19 protein-coding genes are annotated in these 18,785 nt (G+C 64.8%); 14 read left to right on the forward strand and 5 right to left on the reverse strand.

The features are described 5' to 3' along the window. Positions 1-29: 29 nt before the first annotated feature. Entirely contained in the window at positions 30-2,762 is a 2,733-nt protein-coding gene (secA, locus tag LB553_RS23315; protein WP_224516643.1) for a preprotein translocase subunit SecA, read from the reverse strand. Positions 2,763-3,024: 262 nt separating this feature from the next. On the opposite strand from secA, the gene LB553_RS23320 reads away from it, so the two are divergent. Beyond that, a complete protein-coding gene (locus LB553_RS23320; protein ID WP_224516644.1) occupies positions 3,025-3,942 on the forward strand; it encodes a peptidylprolyl isomerase in 918 nt (305 codons plus the stop codon). A gap of 59 nt (positions 3,943-4,001) precedes the next feature. Here LB553_RS23320 and LB553_RS23325 read toward each other — a convergent pair whose 3' ends face one another. After that, positions 4,002-4,595: a TetR/AcrR family transcriptional regulator gene (locus tag LB553_RS23325; RefSeq protein ID WP_224516645.1), complete on the reverse strand. Its 594-nt coding sequence runs from the start codon at positions 4,593-4,595 to the stop codon at positions 4,002-4,004. A gap of 187 nt (positions 4,596-4,782) precedes the next feature. Between LB553_RS23325 and argJ the strand changes: the two genes are divergently transcribed. From argJ to LB553_RS23350, 5 genes are all read left to right on the forward strand, one after another. Beyond that, positions 4,783-6,024: a bifunctional glutamate N-acetyltransferase/amino-acid acetyltransferase ArgJ gene (gene argJ / locus LB553_RS23330; RefSeq protein WP_224516646.1), complete on the forward strand. Its 1,242-nt coding sequence runs from the start codon at positions 4,783-4,785 to the stop codon at positions 6,022-6,024. Beyond that, entirely contained in the window at positions 6,024-6,803 is a 780-nt protein-coding gene (locus tag LB553_RS23335; protein WP_224516647.1) for a GNAT family N-acetyltransferase, read from the forward strand. The genes argJ and LB553_RS23335 overlap by 1 nt, the downstream gene beginning before the upstream one ends. Next, positions 6,800-7,222, forward strand: a complete 423-nt coding sequence (locus LB553_RS23340) for a (deoxy)nucleoside triphosphate pyrophosphohydrolase (RefSeq protein WP_224516648.1) — start codon at positions 6,800-6,802, stop codon at positions 7,220-7,222. Before LB553_RS23335 ends, LB553_RS23340 begins: the two co-directional genes overlap by 4 nt. Positions 7,223-7,388: 166 nt before the next feature. Beyond that, a complete protein-coding gene (locus LB553_RS23345; RefSeq protein ID WP_224516649.1) occupies positions 7,389-7,709 on the forward strand; it encodes a hypothetical protein in 321 nt (106 codons plus the stop codon). Positions 7,710-7,819: 110 nt separating this feature from the next. Continuing rightward, complete coding sequence (locus tag LB553_RS23350) at positions 7,820-7,999, forward strand: Flp family type IVb pilin (RefSeq protein ID WP_411962280.1); 180 nt, start codon at positions 7,820-7,822, stop codon at positions 7,997-7,999. Positions 8,000-8,029: 30 nt separating this feature from the next. On the opposite strand, the gene LB553_RS23355 is transcribed toward LB553_RS23350, so the two are convergent. Beyond that, a complete protein-coding gene (locus LB553_RS23355; protein ID WP_224516651.1) occupies positions 8,030-8,902 on the reverse strand; it encodes a methyltransferase domain-containing protein in 873 nt (290 codons plus the stop codon). A 64-nt stretch (positions 8,903-8,966) separates the two neighbouring features. Between LB553_RS23355 and LB553_RS23360 the strand changes: the two genes are divergently transcribed. The 4 genes from LB553_RS23360 (at position 8,967) to LB553_RS23375 (ending at position 11,404) form a co-directional block, all read left to right on the forward strand. Then, positions 8,967-9,767 carry a ComF family protein gene (locus LB553_RS23360; protein WP_224516652.1) on the forward strand — a complete coding sequence of 267 codons (801 nt, stop codon included), beginning with the start codon at positions 8,967-8,969 and terminating at the stop codon, positions 9,765-9,767. Between the two features lie 76 nt (positions 9,768-9,843). Beyond that, on the forward strand, positions 9,844-10,113 hold the full coding sequence (gene grxC, locus LB553_RS23365) for a glutaredoxin 3 (protein WP_224516653.1): 270 nt from the start codon (positions 9,844-9,846) through the stop codon (positions 10,111-10,113). Positions 10,114-10,115: 2 nt separating this feature from the next. Continuing rightward, positions 10,116-10,982, forward strand: a complete 867-nt coding sequence (locus tag LB553_RS23370; RefSeq protein ID WP_224516654.1) for a carbon-nitrogen hydrolase family protein — start codon at positions 10,116-10,118, stop codon at positions 10,980-10,982. Then, a complete protein-coding gene (locus LB553_RS23375) occupies positions 10,979-11,404 on the forward strand; it encodes a DUF1178 family protein (protein WP_224516655.1) in 426 nt (141 codons plus the stop codon). Before LB553_RS23370 ends, LB553_RS23375 begins: the two co-directional genes overlap by 4 nt. Here LB553_RS23375 and LB553_RS23380 read toward each other — a convergent pair. Further along, positions 11,401-11,895 carry a MarR family winged helix-turn-helix transcriptional regulator gene (locus tag LB553_RS23380; protein ID WP_224516656.1) on the reverse strand — a complete coding sequence of 165 codons (495 nt, stop codon included), beginning with the start codon at positions 11,893-11,895 and terminating at the stop codon, positions 11,401-11,403. The genes LB553_RS23375 and LB553_RS23380 overlap by 4 nt on opposite strands. Positions 11,896-11,994: 99 nt before the next feature. On the opposite strand from LB553_RS23380, the gene LB553_RS23385 reads away from it, so the two are divergent. Beyond that, positions 11,995-12,927, forward strand: a complete 933-nt coding sequence (locus LB553_RS23385) for a DMT family transporter (RefSeq protein WP_224516657.1) — start codon at positions 11,995-11,997, stop codon at positions 12,925-12,927. Between the two features lie 70 nt (positions 12,928-12,997). Here LB553_RS23385 and ubiG read toward each other — a convergent pair whose 3' ends face one another. Then, positions 12,998-13,747, reverse strand: a complete 750-nt coding sequence (ubiG, locus tag LB553_RS23390) for a bifunctional 2-polyprenyl-6-hydroxyphenol methylase/3-demethylubiquinol 3-O-methyltransferase UbiG (RefSeq protein WP_224516658.1) — start codon at positions 13,745-13,747, stop codon at positions 12,998-13,000. A 302-nt stretch (positions 13,748-14,049) separates the two neighbouring features. Here ubiG and LB553_RS23395 point away from each other — a divergent pair, with 302 nt between their 5' ends. From LB553_RS23395 to ptsP, 3 genes are all read left to right on the forward strand, one after another. Next, a complete protein-coding gene (locus LB553_RS23395; RefSeq protein WP_224516659.1) occupies positions 14,050-14,607 on the forward strand; it encodes a putative glycolipid-binding domain-containing protein in 558 nt (185 codons plus the stop codon). A 545-nt stretch (positions 14,608-15,152) separates the two neighbouring features. After that, the gene (locus LB553_RS23400) at positions 15,153-16,406 is read left to right on the forward strand and encodes an aspartate kinase (protein WP_224516660.1); all 1,254 of its coding nucleotides are present in this window, start codon (positions 15,153-15,155) and stop codon (positions 16,404-16,406) included. Between the two features lie 83 nt (positions 16,407-16,489). Continuing rightward, complete coding sequence (ptsP, locus tag LB553_RS23405; RefSeq protein WP_224516661.1) at positions 16,490-18,760, forward strand: phosphoenolpyruvate--protein phosphotransferase; 2,271 nt, start codon at positions 16,490-16,492, stop codon at positions 18,758-18,760. The last annotated feature ends 25 nt before the right edge of the window (positions 18,761-18,785 follow it).

Below are 18,785 nucleotides of genomic sequence, written 5' to 3' on the forward strand. Positions count from 1 at the left end.
CCCCGTTCAACGGGAGAAGGAAAAAGTGCTCAGGCGAAGGCGCCGTGGCAGTGCTTGTACTTCTTGCCGGAGCCGCAGGGGCAGAGCTCGTTGCGGCCGACCTTGCCCCAGCTCGCGGGGTTCTTCGGGTCGCGGTTTTCCGGCGCGACGACGGCGCTGGTGTCCTGTCGCATCAGAAGCGCGGTCTCGCCGCCCTGGAAATCGTCCTCGCCGGTGGAGCCGTCGATATGGCTGCCGAACATCTCGGGAGCTTCGGGCGGCGGCGCGTCGGCCGCCTGGCGCACCAGCTCCACGCGCATCAATTGCGCGGTGACCGCCTGGCGCAGATTGCCGAGCATGGCCTGGAACAGCTCGAAGGCTTCGCTCTTGTATTCCTGCAGCGGGTCACGCTGGGCATAGCCGCGGAAGCCGACGACCGAGCGCAGATGATCGAGATTGACGATGTGCTCGCGCCACAGATGGTCGAGCGTCTGCAGCACCACCGAACGTTCGACATAGTTCATCACGTCCGGACCGAAGCGGTCGGCACGCTCCTTGGCGGCCGCGTCCGCCGCGGCGGTGATGCGTTCGCGGATGTCGTCCTCTGCGATGCCTTCTTCCTTGACCCATTCCTCGATCGGCAGGTCGAGATTGAGATACTGCGCCACTTCCTCCTTGAGCCCGGCGACGTTCCACTGCTCGGCATAGGCATTCTCGGGGATGTTCTTGGTGACGATCTCTTCGATGACACCTTCGCGCATCTCGGCGATCGTCTCCGACAGGCCTTCGCCGTCCATCAGCTCGATGCGCTGCTCAAACACAACTTTGCGCTGGTCGTTGGCAACGTCGTCATATTTCAGAAGGTTCTTGCGGATGTCGAAGTTGCGCGCCTCGACCTTCTTCTGCGCCTTCTCCAGCGCCTTGTTGATCCAGGGGTGGATGATCGCCTCGTCCTCCTTGAGGCCGAGCTTCTGCAGCATCCCGTCCATGCGTTCTGAGCCGAAGATGCGCATTAGGTCATCCTGCAGCGACAGGAAGAATTTCGAGCGGCCCGGATCGCCCTGGCGGCCGGAGCGGCCACGCAGCTGGTTGTCGATGCGGCGCGATTCGTGACGTTCGGTGGCCAGAACATAGAGGCCGCCGGCGGCCAGCGCCTTTTCTTTCAGGCGCTCGACATCGTCTTGGATTTCCTTTTCCCGCGCCTCGCGCTCCGGCCCGGCCGGCATGTCGCCGAGTTCCTCGGCGATGCGCATCTCGGCATTGCCGCCGAGCTTGATGTCGGTGCCGCGGCCGGCCATGTTGGTGGCGATGGTGATAGCGCCGGGCTTGCCGGCCTGGGCGACGATGGACGCCTCCCGTTCATGGTGACGGGCGTTCAGCACCTCGAAGTCCTTGATGCCTTCCTTGCGCAAGCGCTCGGCAAGCAGCTCGGATTTCTCGATCGAGGTGGTGCCGACCAGGATCGGCTGGCCACGGTCGCGCGCGTCTTTGATTTCCTTGACGATCGCCTTGTATTTCTCTTCCACCGTCCGGTAGACCTCGTCGTCCTCGTCCTTGCGGGCGACCGGCAGGTTGGTCGGGATCTCGGTGACTTCGAGATTGTAGATGTTGGCGAATTCCTCGGCCTCGGTGAGCGCCGTGCCGGTCATGCCGGCAAGCTTCTTGTAGAGGCGGAAATAGTTCTGGAAGGTGACGGAGGCCAGCGTCTGGTTCTCCGGCTGGATCTGCACATGCTCCTTGGCTTCAAGGGCCTGGTGCAGGCCTTCCGAATAACGGCGTCCAGGCATCATGCGGCCGGTGAACTCGTCGATGATGACGATCTCGCCGTTGCGCACGATGTAGTCCCTGTCCTTCTGGAACAACAGATGCGCCTTTAGCGCGTTGTTGACATGGTGGACGATGGCGACGTTCTCGACGTCGTAGAGCGACTCGCCCTTCAACAGGCCGGCGTCGCGCAGCATGTTTTCCAGCTTCTCGGTGCCGTCCTCAGTGAAGATCGTCGTCTTCTGCTTCTCGTCCACCTCGTAATCGGCCGGGCCGAGCTTCAGCATGAAGGCGTCGATGGTGTTGTACATTTCCGAGCGGTCTTCGAGAGGACCGGAAATGATCAGCGGCGTGCGCGCTTCGTCGACCAGGATGGAATCGACCTCGTCGACGATGGCGTAGGAATGACCACGCTGCACCATTTGCGAGCGCTCATACTTCATGTTGTCGCGCAGATAGTCGAAGCCGAGCTCGTTGTTGGTGGCATAGGTGACGTCGCAGGCGTAGGCGTCGCGGCGTTCCTCGTCGGAAAGGCCGTGGACGATGATGCCAACCGTCAGGCCGAGGAATTTGTAGACGCGGCCCATCCATTCGGCGTCGCGCTTGGCGAGATAGTCGTTGACGGTGACGACATGCACGCCCTTGCCGGCGAGCGCATTGAGGTAGACCGGCAAGGTGGCGACCAGCGTCTTGCCCTCGCCGGTGCGCATCTCGGCGATGCCGCCATTGTGAAGCACCATGCCGCCGATCAACTGGACGTCGAAAGGCCGCATGCCGAGCACGCGGCGGGCCGCTTCGCGCACCGTGGCGAAGGCCGGAACCAAGAGATCTTCGAGCGAAGCGCCGTTGGCCAGATCCTGGCGGAATTTCTCCGTGCGCCCGGCGAGCTCGGCGTCGGAAAGCGCCCGCATCTCGTTTTCCATCGCGTTGATGGCTTCGACCCTGGGCCGGGTCGACTTGACGCGGCGGTCGTTGGAAGAACCGAAAACCTTACGGGCGAGACCGCCGAGACTGACCATCCAATGGTCCCTTTCGATAGCAATTTTGGCCGTTTGCGACAGGCACCTGGCGGGCCCATCAAATCCGCGTGAATGCGGACAAACGCAAAAAGCGCCCGGAAAACGGTTCTGGACGCCAAGTCGTTGGACAGATAAGAGGGGGCTCAATCGATGTCAACGCCGCGTTAGCCCTATGGGCAGCGCCAAATTCCGCCACAATCCGACTGATCTGGAACCCTTTCGCTCACGCGATCCTTATTGGCAATCCCTTGGAGTTATCTCGATGTCCCTGTCGTTCCGCCGCGCCTCGCTCGCCAGTCTCGGTCTGGCCTTCGGGCTCTCGGCTCTTTGCCTGTCGCCGCTGATGGCGCAGGAGACCAAGCCGGATGCAGCCGCGCCCGCCGCTGCGCCCGCGAAGCCGGTCGATCCCAATGCGGTGGTCGCCACCATCAATGGCGAGAAGCTGACCGAGGCCGATCTTCAGCTCGCCGAAGGCGAACTGTCGCAGCAGTTCGCGCAACTGCCGCCCGACCAGCGCCGCGCGGCCGCCCTTTCGGCGGCGATCGAAATCCGCGTCATGGCCAAGAAGGCGGTCGATGCTGGCCTCGACAAGGATGCCGACTTCCAGCGCCGCATGGCTTTCCTGCAGGCGCGCGCCCTGCATGGCGAGGTGGTCGAGAAGGAAGTGGTCGACAAGGTGACCGATGCCGAAGTGCGCGCCCGCTACGACCAGGAGATCGCCAACACGCCGCCGGTCAATGAAGTGCATGCGCGTCACATCCTTGTGAAGACGAAGGAAGAGGCCGAGGCGATCATCAAGCAGCTCGACGGCGGCGCCGACTTCCAGAAGCTCGCCAACGAACACACCAATGACCCCTCGGGCAAAACCAATGGCGGCGATCTCGGCTGGTTCGGACCGGGCCAGATGGTGCCGGAATTCGACAAGGCGGCCTTGGCGCTCGACGTCGGCAAGTACACTAAGGAGCCGGTGCAGACGCAATTCGGCTGGCATGTCATCAAGCTCGAGGACAAGCGCGCCAAGCAGCCGCCGGCCTTCGACGACGTCAAGGACCAGGCCAAGCAGGCGGTGATCCGCGACAAGTATTTCGCCATGGTCAAGGACCTGCGCGGAGCCGCCAAGGTCGAGATTCCGGACGAGAAACTCAAGAAGGACGTCGACGCGCTGGAAGGCAGCAAGTAGTCCGCTACCCGCTGGGTATCCTCCAAAGGGCGCCTTCGGGCGCCCTTTGCTTTTCTGGTTCAGGCGGTCACTATTCCCCGCGCGATATAGCGCACGGCCGCGCGGATCGCCGCCACGTCCTCGTCGAGCCGTTCGGTCAGCAGATGCCGCCAGGCGAAGGAAGCGATCAGGTCGGCGACGATCCCGGCATCGACATCGGCCGCGACCTCGCCCCGCGCCTTGGCGCGCTCGATCATCCGGCCGGTGTGGCTGCGGCGTCCGTTCGAATATTCGGCAAGCGCTGCGGCCGCTGTCTCGTCCGACTGGGCCTCTGCGATGAGCGAACGGAAGATGTTGCCCGACGGGGTGTCGCGCCAATGCGCGAAAAGATTTTCAAGGAAGCCGGCCAGATCGTCCTCGATGTTCCCAGTGTCGGGCGTCTCGACGCGCTTCTGCCGCTGGTAGATCTCGATCAGCAGCGCCGCCTTGCTCGGCCACCAGCGGTAGATGGTCGGCTTGCCCGCCCGCGCCCGCCGGGCGACGGCCTCGATCGAGAAGCCGGCATAGCCAGCCTCGCGCAGCACCGCCTCGGCGGCGTTGATGATGGCATCGGCGCTTTCGGGATTGCGTTTCGCGCCGATCGACTTGCGCCCGCGAACGGCGGTTTCGCCCATCGAGGTCTTCCTTAGCCGGTGAATCTGCCGCCGATCATATTGGCTTCGGCGATGAAACGAAACGACGCGTTTCCAACCGCAAAGCCCCCGGCCACGCCGCGAAGGCACGGCCAGAACGCCCCTTGCGCCGGCGCGCGCTATCGGGCAAACCGGCCTTCCTTTCGTGTTCTGCCGCTCCGGGGTCTCGATGTCCGCTACGATTTCGCCGCTCGCACCGAAGAAATATCCGAAGATGCCGGCCATCGAAGGTGTGCGCATCGCGACCGCCGAAGCCGGCATCAAGTACCGGAACAGAACCGACCTGCTGGCCATGGTCTTCGATCCCGGCACGGCTGTCGCCGGCGTGTTCACCAAGTCGAAATGTCCGTCGGCGCCGGTCGATTTCTGCCGCCAGAACCTGCCTGCCGGCAAGGCGCGCGTGCTGGTGGTCAATTCCGGCAACGCCAACGCCTTCACCGGCAAGAAGGGCAAGGCTTCGACCGCGCTGACCGGTGAGGCGGCAGCCAAGGCCGCAGGATGTTCGCAGAGCGAAGTGTTTCTGGCCTCGACCGGTGTCATCGGCGAGCCGCTCGACACCACCAAGTTCAGCCATCTGCTGGCCGGCCTGGTCAAGGACGGCAAGCCGGATTTGTGGACCGAGGCGGCGAAGGCCATCATGACCACGGACACCTATCCGAAAGTGGCGACGGCGACGGTCAAACTCGGCGATACCGACGTCACCATCAACGGCATCGCCAAGGGCGCGGGCATGATCGCGCCCGACATGGCGACGATGCTTTCCTTCATCGCCACCGACGCGCCGATCGCAGCCCCCGTGCTGCAGGACCTGTTGTCGCGCGGTACGGCCAAGACCTTCAATGCGGTGACCGTCGACAGCGACACCTCGACCAGCGACACGCTGCTTTTCTTCGCCACCGGCAAGGCCGCCGCGCGCGGCGCGCCGGCGATCAGCGATCCGAAGGATGCGCGGCTCGGCGCGTTCCGCCGGGCGCTCGGCAAGGTGTTGAAGTCGCTGGCGCTGCAAGTGGTGCGCGACGGCGAGGGCGCGCGCAAGCAGGTCGAAGTTACCGTCACCGGCGCCAAATCGGCGCGTTCGGCCAAACGGATCGCACTCTCGATCGCCAATTCGCCGCTGGTCAAGACGGCGGTCGCGGGCGAGGACGCCAATTGGGGCCGCGTGGTGATGGCCGTCGGCAAGGCCGGCGAGCCGGCCGACCGCGACCGGCTGTCGATCTGGTTCGGCGACAACCGCCTGGCGCATGAGGGCGAGCGCGATCCGGCTTATTCGGAGGAAGCGACCTCGGCCTATATGAAGCGCGACGACATCCGCATCCGCGCCGATCTCGGCATCGGCCGCGGCAAGGCGACGGTGTGGACCTGCGACCTCACCAAGGAATATGTCGCCATCAACGGCGATTACCGGAGCTGATGGCGCCGGTGTCCAGGCATCCGGCAAGCGTGCTGGCGGTCGTGCGCCGCTACGAGGCGGCGGGTTTTCGCGCCTGGCCGGCGGCGGCGGTTCATTATGACGGGACCTGGGTGGTGCGGCTCACGGCCGGGCACCCAGCCAAACGCCTGAACTCGGTCAATCCGCTCGATCCGGGCGACACGCACGCGATCGAGGAGCGCATCGGCCGCGCCGCGAGGCGCTTCGATGCCTATGGCCGGCCGCTGACCTTTCGCATGTCGCCGCTGTCGGGGCAGGTGCTGTCCGCGCATCTCGACAAGGCCGGCTGGAACAGGTTTGACGAATCCCTGGTCATGCGGCTGCCGCTGAAGGAGCTTGAGCTTGGCGCAGCCATGGACCAGATACCGCTCAAGGACATCAGCCGCTTCATCGGCGCGTCGCTGAGGACGAGCGGCTCGGACGCCTCGCTGCGGCCCGGCCTGTCCGAGGTCATCGGCGCCATCCAGCCGGAGGCGGGGCTGTTCGCGCTCGAAGACGGCAACGAGCCGCTGGCGACGCTGATCTGCGTCCACGACGGCGACCTCGCAGGTCTGTTCGAGGTCGCCACCGAAAAGGCGGCGCGCAACAAGGGCCATGGCCGCAATCTCATCCTGTCGGCGCTGAAATGGGCGCGGCTGCGCGGCGCGCGCGAGGCCTGGCTGCAGGTCGAGGCCGGCAACCTACCGGCGCTTTCGCTCTACCGGTCGCTCGGCTTCGAGGAAGTCTATCGCTACCACTATCGACGGCCGCCGGGCGCATGAGCGAGGTCAAGCCAACCGGAAAGCGCCTGCTCCTGGTCGCCGCCTGCGCGCTGGTCGACACCGACCGGCGCGTGCTCCTGGCGCAGCGCCCGGAAGGCAAGCAGCTTGCCGGCCTGTGGGAGTTTCCAGGCGGCAAGGTCGAGCCCGGCGAGACGCCGGAGGAGTGCCTGATCCGCGAATTGCATGAGGAGCTCGGTATCGAGACCGAAATTCCGTGCCTTGCGCCGCTCACCTTCGCCAGCCACTCCTATGACGATTTTCATCTCCTGATGCCGCTCTACGTCTGCCGCCGCTTCCGCGGGATCGCGCAGCCCAGGGAAGGGCAGGGGCTCAAATGGGTCAGGCCGCGGCAGATGCGCGACTATCCGATGCCCCCGGCCGACGCGCCGCTGATCCAGTTCCTCATCGATCTTTTGTAGATTCACGGCCGACTTCGCCGCAGCTCGCCGTTGCCCGGAAACGGTGAATGTTTTCGCACGTTTGCCGGGGCTGCGTAGCCAGCGTTAATGCAAGATTTATCTCGACGTGAAAAATTGCCCGAGGCCGTTTCGCGCGGCGATATCGTCGATGATTGGGAAACACGGCATGAGCCTTGAAAGAGACTGGCACTCGATCCGGCCCGACCGAGGCTTCCGCGTCGTGGACGCCGGCATGGGTATCCTGCGGGTCACGCTTCTCTTCGGCTCGGCCGCGGTGGCGCTGGCGCTGATCGCAACGCCTTTCCTGGACAACCAGACCCGGCCGCAAAGCGCCCGCGATGGCTTCGCCGGCGGGCTCGATATGACGGCGACCGGATCGATCGGCCATCGCCTCAATACATATACGCTGCGCCGTAGCGTGCTGCAGCCATTGCCCAGTTCAATCTGCGTCATCCGCAATGATGGCAGCCGCAGCGGCGGGTGCTGACTTGGTTAATGATTTTTTGGCACAGCGGCATTTCATTCGCTGTTAAGCTTTTACCGTTAACCTTTCTTAACGGGTAGGACATTAGAATTTCTGCATAAGGGGTGATGGCCATGAAGAACCTGCTGCAGCAATTCATTAAAGATGAGACGGGCGCCACGGCTATCGAATATGGCCTAATCGTCACGGTGCTGTCGCTCGTGATCATCGGCGGGGTCGGCAAGGCGGCGGATGCGCTCCAGTGGTTGTTTAGCGATAACAACAGCAGACTGGTCCAAGCTTTCTCCCCCTGAGCGTGCCGGTCAGGCAATCAGAGGCGGCAGTCAACGCTTCCGCACGTCCTCCAGGACAGTTTTCAGCGAAACCTTGGCCGATCCTGGCCTGAGCGGTTTTTGCTGCGAGGCGTCGGGCGCCCAGCCGGACATCCAGACAACCGAAAAACTCGCGCGCACACGGCCGTCCGGGTCCGAGAACCGTTCCGCATAGATTTCCGCGGCGCGGGCAAAGAGCCGTCTGCCGGCCGGCCGGCGGCTGCGATCGACGAGAACGCTGGTTTCGCCCATCGCGCGCAGATCGGCAGCGAGATCGAACAGCGTGTCGTAGCGCACCGCGACCGTTTCGACATCGGCGACAGGCAAGGCCAGGCCGGCGCGCTGCAACAGCGCGCCCGCGTCGCGCACGTCGGTGAAGGGAAGGATGCGCGGGCTTGCGCCGCCGTACAGCTCCGTCTCGGCCGCAAGCATGCTTTCGCGCAATTCAGCCAACGTGCCCGCGCCGGCGAGAGCGCCCAGGAACAGGCCGTCCGGTTTCAGCGCCCGGCGGATTTGCGCGAGCACGCCGGGAATGTCGTTCATCGCGTGCAACGAGAGCAGGGAAACGACGAGATCGAGGCTGCCTTCCTCGAACGGCACGGTTTCCGGCGGCGCCACCAGGCCGGGGCTGCCGGCCAGAAGCGCGTCGTCCATCTCGACGCGCACGATCTCGCCGACCTTGCCGCTGTCGGCAAGCACGTCCGCCGCCCCCGACGTCTGACAGAACAGCGCGGCCGCCCTGTCGAAGCGGCGTTCGACGGCACCCAGCCGGTCGGCAAGATCCTCCGCGGCGCGGCGCATCAGGAAATCGGAGCCTTCGACGGGGCGCGAGAGCGCCCGGCGCTTGCGCGCGAGCCAGAGCTCAGTGTCAATCAAGGGCTGCAATGAAAAGCTTCCTGTTGTCCGCACATGCCGCAGTGGTGTTAAGGTAGCGCGGGTTTCCTTTCACGTGGCCGATCCGGTGCACAAGATCAAGACCATAGCGGTCCAGGATATGGCCCGGCAGGCGCTGGCCTGGCCGGCGCGTCTGTTGTTCCCGCCGGTTTGCGCAGGCTGCCGTCGCCATGTGTCGCAGCCCGGCGTCTTGTGCGGCGCCTGTTGGCCGAAGCTCAGACTGCTGGAAAAACCCTGGTGCCCGGTGATGGGCACGCCCTTCACCCACGACATGGGCGAAGGGTTTCTTTCCGCTGAGGCGATCGCCGATCCGCCGCCCTTCGAGCGGGCGCGGGCCGCTGTCATCTATTCGGGCGTCGCGCGGCAGATGGTGCAAGGGCTGAAATATCAGGATCGCACCGACCTCTCGCCCTGGATGGCGAAGTGGATGATGCGTGCCGGCGCGGAGCTGATCGCGGAGGCCGAGCTGGTCGTGCCGGTGCCGCTGCATTGGCGACGCTTCTTCCGGCGCCAGTTCAACCAATCGGCGGAGCTCGGACGGGCCGTTGCAAAACTCGGTGGGCTGCCCTTTTCGCCCTCCGCGATCAGGCGCGTGAGGCTGACGCGCCAGCAGGTGGGGCTCGAACGGCACGAGCGCGAGGAGAATGTGCGCGCCGCCTTTCGCGTGCCGCCGGAAGGTGAAATCGAGATAGCGGGCCGCCGGCTGCTGGTCGTGGACGATGTCTACACCACCGGCGCCACGGTGCGGGCTGTGGCCAAGGCGCTGAAGAGGGGCGGCGCCGGCGCGGTCGACGTGCTGACCTTCGCGCGCGTCCTGCCGGGGGACTTCCGGGCCGATGAGTCTGCAACTATATAGTGCTTAAGTTGTTGTTTTGGTGCATGTCGCCTTCGCGCAACTGATAAGCGATGTGCACAGGCAGGATTGCTGATCGATGGTCGATGTGACGATCTATACGCGTATGATGTGCGGTTATTGCACGGCCGCCAAGCGGTTGCTCGAGCGCAAGGGCGTGACCTATACTGAGCACGACGCTTCATTCTCGCCGGAATTGCGCCAGGAAATGATTTCACGGGCGCATGGGCGCACCACCTTTCCGCAGATATTCATCGGCGGCACGCATGTCGGCGGCTGCGATGACCTCCATGAATTGGAGTCGCAGGGCCGGCTGGACGCGCTGCTTGCAAACGGAGCGAGGGTTTGATCATGGGCGTTTTCAAGGCGGCGGCGGTGCAGATGCGTTCGGGGACCAGCCCGGAGCGCAATGCGGCCGGCATGGAAAAGCTGGTCCGCGATGCCGCACATCAGGGCGCCACCTATGTGCAGACGCCGGAAATGACCGGCGCGCTGATCCGCGACAAGCAGGCGGGGACAGCCGCCTTCACCACCGAGGACAAGGACGTGGTCGTCGCCACCGCGCGCAGGCTGGCGAAGGAGCTCGGCATCTATCTGCATATCGGCTCGACGGCGATCCGGCGCGCCGACGGCAAGCTCGCCAACCGGGCGTTCCTGTTTTCACCTGACGGCCAGCTGATCGCCGGCTACGACAAGATCCATATGTTCGATGTCGATCTCGACAATGGCGAGAGCTGGCGCGAATCCGCGTCTTACGAACCGGGAACGGAAGCGGCCGTGACCGAGATCAACGGAACGAGGCTGGGCTTTGCCGTCTGCTACGACCTGCGCTTTCCGCAGCTGTTCCGCGCCGAGGCGATGGCCGGGGCCGAGGTGCTGACGGTGCCCGCCGCTTTCACGCGCCAGACCGGGGAGGCGCATTGGCATGTGCTGCTGCGCGCCCGCGCCATCGAGAACGGCGCCTATGTCATCGCCGCCGCGCAAGGCGGCCTGCATGAGGACGGGCGCGAGACCTATGGCCATTCGCTGATCGTCGATCCGTGGGGGCGCATCGTCGCCGAGGCCGCGCATCACGAGCCAGGCGTGATCGTCGCCGAGATCGATCCGGCCCAGTCGCTTGCCGCGCGCCGCAAGATCCCCAATCTGAAGAATGCGCGGGATTTCACCGTGAATGCGGGGACAAGCGAAGCGCCGCGTCTCAGGGGTGCTGCCTCTTGATCCGTTTTTCCCTGATCTGCGAAAACGAGCATGAATTCGAAGCCTGGTTCCGCAGCAATGACGATTTCGATACCCAGAAGAAGCGCGGCTTTGTCGATTGCCCGAGCTGCGGCTCGCACAAGGTCGAGAAGGCGCTGATGGCGCCGGCCGTCTCCACGTCCCGCAGCCGAGAGAAGGTCGCCTTGGCCATGGGCGAGGCACAGAGGCAGGCGCTGGCTCAGTTGAAGGCGCTGGCCGAGAAGGTGCGCGAGAATGCCGACTATGTCGGCGACAAGTTCGCAGAGGAAGCGCGCAAGATCCATTTCGGCGAGACCGACCCGCGCGGCATCTATGGCGAAGCGACGCCGGAGGAGGCGCAAAGCCTTGTCGAGGACGGCATCGAGTTCATGCCGATCCCGAGCTTTCCGGACGACCGGAACTAGGACGGCGAGCTCAAGCTGACGATCAGTTTTTCCAGCAGTTTCGCCAGCACTTCCCGGTCTTCGCCCGTCAGACCTGAAAGGATCTGGTGCTCGTTGGCGACATGGGCCGCAAGGGCCTCGTCGGCGAGCTCGCGGCCTTTAGCAGTGAGCGCGACGACGACACCTCGCCTGTCGCTGGGGTGCGGCGCGCGCTGGATCAGTCCGGCCTTTTCCAGGCGGTCGAGCCGGGCGGTCATGGCGCCGGACGTGACCATCGTCGCCTCATAGAGCTCGGTCGGCGTCAGCGCGCAAGGCGCGCCGGAACGGCGCAATGTCGCCAGCACGTCGAATTCGCCGGATTGCAAACCGAAGCGGGCGAAGACCGGCGCCAGCCGGTCGCGCGCGATGAGCGCGGAGGCTTCGTTCAGGCGCCCGATGACGCCCATCGGCGACACGTCGAGATCCGGCCGCTCCCGCCGCCACTGTTCCATGGCCCTGCCCGCTCGATCCATATTGCTCACCGCAAAGTATCTTGACATAAAGAATCTTTACGCTATATTATCGCAAGAAGAACCGGCCGCCAAGCGGTCACGCAGCGACAGGACAGCCCGATGAAATTTCTCTGGGATTCCGCGATTGGCCTTCTGGTCGTGACCGGTAGTCTGCTCGGCATGACGCTGCCGTTCGGCAAGCTCGCCACCGCTGCCGGCGTACCGGCCATGGTCTGGGCCTTCGTCATCTCGCTGGGCGCCGGCGGCGTGCTGTTGCTTGCGCTTCTTCTGCGCGGCGAACGCATCCGGCTGACACCGCACAAGCTGCGCTACTTCTTTGTCACCGCGGCGATTTCCTACGCCATCCCTAATCTGTTGATGTTTTCGGCTATCCCGCATCTCGGCGCCGGCTACACCGGCATTATGTTCACGCTGTCGCCGGTCATCACACTGGTGTTTTCGATCCTGCTCGGTGTCAGGCGCCCCAATCTGCTTGGCGTTGTCGGCATCGCCGTCGGCTTCGTCGGCGCGGTGATGGTCGCGCTCACCCGCGGCGAGGCCGGTCAGCCGGCCGACTATTTCTGGGTCGCGGTCGGCTTGCTCATCCCGGTCAGCCTTGCCGCCGGCAACATCTACCGCACCGTCGACTGGCCGGAAGGCACCGGGCCTATCGAGTTGGCGGTCGGCAGCCATCTGGCCTCGGCCACGCTGCTTCTAATCGGCATCGTCGGCTTTTTGGGTACGCAAGCCTTCGCTCCGCTCGGCGCCGTGCCGCTTGTCGTCGTCGGCCAGGTTGCGTCGGCCTCGGCGATGTTCGCCTTCTTCTTTCGCCTGCAGGCGGTCGGCGGCCCGGTCTATCTCAGCCAGATCGGCTATGTCGCGGCGGCCGTCGGCCTGTTCGCCGGCACGCTGTTCCTGGGCGAGCATTACCGGCTTCTGACCTGGCTGGGGGCGGCCATCATCACCGCCGGCGTCTTCATCACGACCAAGGCGCAAAGCCAGGCCGGCGCGCCTGCGCCGGCTCGGATCGAGCCGGCGGCGTCGCGGGGCTGATCCTCCTTGCCGCCGGCTGGTCCTATTGGCGGGGTACCATCGGACCTTGGAAGCCTGAGGTCTGACGCGATCAGACCGAGGCTTTCTCGGCCAGCACCATGTAGTTAACGTCCATGTCCCTGGACTTCTGCCAGCGGTCGGCCAGCGGATGATAGATGACGCCGGTGCGGTCGATCACCCTGAGCCCGGCGGCGCCCAGCGCCTTTTCCAGTTCCTCCGGCCGCACCAGCTTGCCGAAGTGATGCGTGCCGCGCGGCAGCCAGCGCAGGATATATTCGGCGCCGATGATGGCAAGGCCGAGCGCTTTCAGCGTGCGGTTGATGGTGGCGACGAACATGATGCCGCCGGGACGGACCATCTGGGCGCATTTGGCGAGGAACAGGTCGACATCGGCGACATGCTCGACCACCTCCATGTTGAGGACGACGTCGAAGGTCTCGCCGGCATCGGCCAGCGCCTCGGCCGTGGTGGCGCGATAATCGACACTGACGCCGGCCTCCGCCGCGTGCAGCTTCGCCACTTCGATGTTGGTCGCGGAAGCGTCGGCGCCGACCACTTCGGCGCCAAGCCTGGCCATCGGCTCGCATAAAAGCCCGCCGCCGCAGCCGATGTCGAGGAAGCGCAGGCCTTCGAAAGGTCGCGCAGCGCGCGGATCGCGGCCGAAACGCGCCGCCACCTGGTCGCGGATATAGGCAAGCCGCACCGGATTGAGCTTGTGGAGCGGACGGAACTTGCCGTTCGGGTTCCACCATTCGGCGGCAAGGGCGGAAAAGCGCTCGACTTCTCCGGCATCGATGGTCGATCGGCGGGGCTCTGGCATAGGCGGCTCTCCAGCGCACGACCCCGAAAATCGGTGCCGATCATGCGCAAAGTCAAAGTGCCACAGCGTCCTCTGCGCGTCCCGAAGGACGCGCGGCGCTGTGGAACGCTAGGAAGTCGGGTCCTTGGCGCCAAAAGTCAAGGCAGGGTTTTCGGCTGCTGCCACACGCGTTGCCAGCAAGCATCCGCGCATGCCGGTTGTCGTCGGATGTCAGCACATGGCAGCTTGATCCGGCCGCCGCGGAAACGCGATCGCCATGTCGGACGAATGGAAGGCATGATGTCCAGGAAGGAGGCCCGATCATGCAACCCCACTCATCGATCCTCTGGCGCCGTCTCGATCTTGAGGGCCATGATGCCTGCCTGCTCAGCGCGACCGACCGGGGTTGGCGCCTCGAGGGCCATGCACTCTTCGCCCATGACGGTAGGGCCTGCAGCCTCGCCTATGCGGTGGAATGCGATGTCGGCTGGAGCACACGCTCCGCGTGCGTCGACGGTTTTGTCGGCGCGCAGGAGCTGCATTGCGAGATCGAGCGGCTTGCCGATGGCCAGTGGATGCTGAACGGCGTGGGCCACGCCGAGGTCGCGGGCCTCGTCGATATCGACCTTGGCTTCACGCCGGCCACGAACCTGGTAGCGGTCCGCCGCTTCAATCTTGGCATCGGCATGGCGACGCCGGCTCCCGCCGCCTACCTGGCTTTTCCCGAGCTCAGGCTCACGCGCCTCGACCAGACCTATCGGCGGCTTGACGAAAACCGCTACGCCTATGCCGCGCCGGCCTTTGGCTATGAGGCCATCCTGACGGTCTCGTCGGCCGGTTTCGTCCTCGATTGTCCGGGCCTATGGCAAAGCGCTGCCTGAGCCGGTTGCCCGCCGGAAGGTATGAGCGGGTGTCGGACCTCCGCGATAGGACAATTTTGGCATGGCTCATGGCGACGCTGGCCGGCTCGATCGCCTGCATGGCCTCGCTGTCGCCGATCTCGGCCATGATGCGGTCGGCCGCCGCCTGGGCCTGTTCCATGCTCTGCCAGCGCACGCCGTCCACCCAGCTTCCATCCTCACGCCGGCCGAGATGCCGGCTGAGGAAGCCCGGCTGCCGGGTGAGCCAGTCGGTCTGGCCCCGTCATTGGCGATAAAACCGGCTTCGGTGCCGGGCTTGAGGCGGAAGGTGACGATTTCCAGGATTTCGGTCATGACAATCTCCAACGGGCCGTTTCATCAATCGTGTGGCATATCGGCGACAAGATTCTGTCAGGATAGACGGTGCCGGACCGCTGACAGACGCGCTCGCTTGCGAAGCCTTGCTGTTTTGGCTAAGGAGGCCGCGCATTCCGGCGCCGGGCTTAAACCGGCGTTTCCTCTCGTTCCGGCCTCGAACCGGCTTCAGTCAAAGGCATTTCGCTTCCATGGCGCGCATCGTGATGAAATTCGGCGGAACCTCGGTCGCCGACATCGCCCGCATCCGCAATGTGGCGCGTCATGTCAAACGCGAGGTCGATGCCGGTCACGACGTTGCCGTGGTGGTCTCGGCCATGGCCGGCAAGACTAACGAGCTGGTCGCCTGGACACGCGAAGCCTCGCCGATGCACGACGCGCGCGAATATGACGCTGTTGTTGCTTCCGGCGAGCAGGTCACGGCCGGTCTTCTGGCGATCACGCTGCAGAATATGGGCATCCATGCACGGTCCTGGCAGGGCTGGCAGATCCCGATCAAGACCGACAATGCGCATGGCGCGGCGCGCATCCTCGACATCGACGGCTCCTTCCTGGTCAAGCGTTTCGGTGAGGGCCAGGTGGCGGTGATTGCCGGCTTCCAGGGCATCGGACCGGACAACCGCATCGCCACGCTCGGCCGCGGCGGCTCCGACACGAGCGCCGTGGCGATCGCCGCGGCGGTCAAGGCCGACCGCTGCGATATCTACACCGACGTCGACGGCGTCTATACCACCGATCCGCGCATCGAGCCGAAGGCGCGGCGGCTGGCCAAGATTTCGTTCGAGGAAATGCTCGAAATGGCCTCTCTCGGCGCCAAGGTGCTGCAGGTGCGCTCGGTCGAGCTTGCCATGGTACACAGGGTGCGTACCTTCGTGCGGTCGTCCTTCGACGATCCCGATGCGCCCGGAATGGGGGATTTGCTCAATCCGCCCGGAACGCTCATTTGCGACGAGGAAGAGATCGTGGAACAGCAGGTCGTCACCGGAATTGCTTACGCCAAGGACGAAGCGCAAATCTCGCTGCGCCGCGTTGGCGACCGCCCAGGCGTCGCCGCCGGCATCTTCGGCCCGCTGGCCGAGGCCAACATCAATGTCGACATGATCGTCCAGAACATCTCCGAGGACGGCAAGTTCACCGACATGACCTTCACCGTGCCGTCCGGCGATGTCGACAAGGCGCTTGCCGTTCTGGAGAAGCTGAAGCCGGAAGTCGGCTATGACGTCGTGCAGTCGGAAGCCGGCATGTCGAAGGTCTCGGTCATCGGCATCGGCATGAGGAGCCACGCCGGCGTCGCCGCCACCGCTTTCAAGGCGCTGGCCGACAAGGCGATCAACATCCGCGCCATCACCACTTCCGAGATCAAAATTTCGATATTGATCGACGGTCCCTATACGGAACTTGCAGTTCGTACTTTGCATTCCGTCTACGGGCTCGATAAGCAATAGCAAGAACTGAGTCAGTTGTTGCGTGAACGCCGGCCGCGGGAGAAACTGCGGCGGGCGGAATGCCCATTGGAGAACAAGCCGCGATGCGTGATACGGCCAGTGGCCCGCGCGTTCTGCTCAAACGGCTTCGCGAGCTCATGCAGGAGCCGCTGGAGCCGCAGGAGCGGCTCGACCGCATCGTGCGTGACATCGCCTCCAACATGGTCGCCGAAGTCTGCTCGCTCTATGTGCTGCGCGCGGACTCGGTGCTCGAACTCTACGCAACCGAAGGTCTGAACCCCAACGCCGTCCACCTGGCGCAGCTCAGGCTCGGGCAGGGCCTAGTCGGCACGATCGCCGCCAGCGCGCGGCCGCTCAACCTCTCCAACGCGCAGGAGCATCCGGCCTTCGCCTACCTGCCGGAGACGGGCGAAGAGATCTACAATTCCTTCCTCGGCGTGCCGGTGCTGAGGGCAGGGCGCACGCTGGGCGTGCTGGTGGTGCAGAACAAGACCATGCGCCACTATCGCGACGACGAGGTCGAGGCGCTTGAAACCACGGCGATGGTGATCGCCGAAATGATCGCCACCGGCGATCTCGCGCGCCTCACCCGGCCTGGGCTGGAGCTCGACCTGCGCCGCCCGGTGAGCTTCACCGGCCTTTCCTTCAACGAAGGCGTCGGGCTCGGCCATGTCGTGCTGCACGAGCCGCGCATCGTCGTCACCAACCTGTTCAACGAGGACAGCGAGGAGGAGGTGCGCCGGCTGCAGTCCTCGCTCGGCTCGCTCAGGCTCTCCATCGACGACATGCTGGAGCGGCGCGAGGTCGCCTTCGAAGGCGAGCACCGCGAGGTGCTCGAGGCCTATCGTATGTTCGCCAATGACAGCGGTTGGGTGCGCCGGCTGGAAGAGGCGATCCGCAACGGCCTGACGGCGGAAGCAGCGGTCGAGAAGGTGCAGAGCGACATGCGCGCCCGCATGCTGCACATGACAGACCCCTATCTGCGCGAGCGGATGAGCGATTTCGACGACCTCGCAAACCGATTGCTGCGCCAGCTGATGGGGCGTGGCCCGGAGGATGTCGCGACCTCGCTGCCCAAGGACGCCATCATCGTCGCCCGCTCGATGGGCGCGGCCGAACTGCTCGACTATCCGCGCGACAAGCTGCGTGGCCTGGTGCTGGAGGACGGCGCCGCCACCAGTCATGTCGTCATCGTCGCGCGCGCCATGGGCATTCCTGTCGCCGGCCAGATGAAGGGCGCGGTGTCGATGGCGGAAAACGGCGATGCTATCATCGTCGACGGCGAAGAAGGCATCATCCACCTGCGACCGCAGTCGGACCTCGAGGCCGCCTATGCCGAAAAAGTCCGCTTCCGGGCCAGGCGGCAGGAAGTCTACCGCGAGCTGCGCAAGAAGCCGTCGCTGACCAAGGACGGAGTTCCGGTCGATCTCCTGATGAATGCCGGTCTAGCCGTCGACCTGCCGCAGCTGACCGAGTCAGGCGCCGCTGGCATCGGACTCTTCCGCACCGAATTGCAGTTCATGGTTGCCTCGACCTTCCCGCGCGCCGAGGCTCAGGAGCGGCTTTACCGCGACGTGCTCGAGGCGGCGCGCGGCAAGCCGGTGACGTTCCGCACCATCGACATCGGCGGCGACAAGGTGCTGCCTTACTTTAAGGGCGCGATCCAGGAAGAGAACCCGGCGCTCGGCTGGCGGGCGATCCGGTTGACGCTCGACCGCCCCGGCCTGCTCAGAACTCAGATCCGGGCGCTGCTGAAGGCATGCGGCGGCCGCGAGCTGAAGCTGATGCTGCCGATGGTGACCGAGCTGTCGGAAATCGCGCAGGCGCGCGAGATCATCGACCGCGAGGTCCGGCATCTGTCGCGCTTCGCGCATCATCTGCCCACAAGCCTCAAGCTCGGCGCGATGCTGGAAGTGCCCTCACTCTTGTTCCAGCTCGACGAGTTGATGAAGGCGGTGGACTTCGTCTCGGTCGGCTCCAACGATCTCTTCCAGTTCGTCATGGCCGTCGATCGCGGCAACACCCAGCTCGCCGACCGCTTCGACACTCTGTCGACGCCGTTCCTACGGGTGCTGAAGACGATCACCGATGCCGGCGTGCGCAACAACACGCCGGTCACGCTCTGCGGCGAACTTGCCGGCAAGCCGATCTCGGCCATGGCGCTGATCGGCCTGGGCTTCCGGTCGATCTCGATGTCGCCGGCCTCGATCGGCCCGGTCAAGGCGATGCTGACGGAGCTGCCGCTGCAGGAACTGAAAGACTTCTTCAGGGACAATCTGATGGCGCCCAGCCAGGGGACGCCGATGCGGGCCTTGCTACAGGCCTTTGCAGACGATCGTTCGATTCCGCTCTAGATTCACGTGAGGGCGGTTCTGCAAA

Source organism: Mesorhizobium sp. CA8 (assembly GCF_020164955.1).
Lineage (GTDB): Bacteria > Pseudomonadota > Alphaproteobacteria > Rhizobiales > Rhizobiaceae > Mesorhizobium.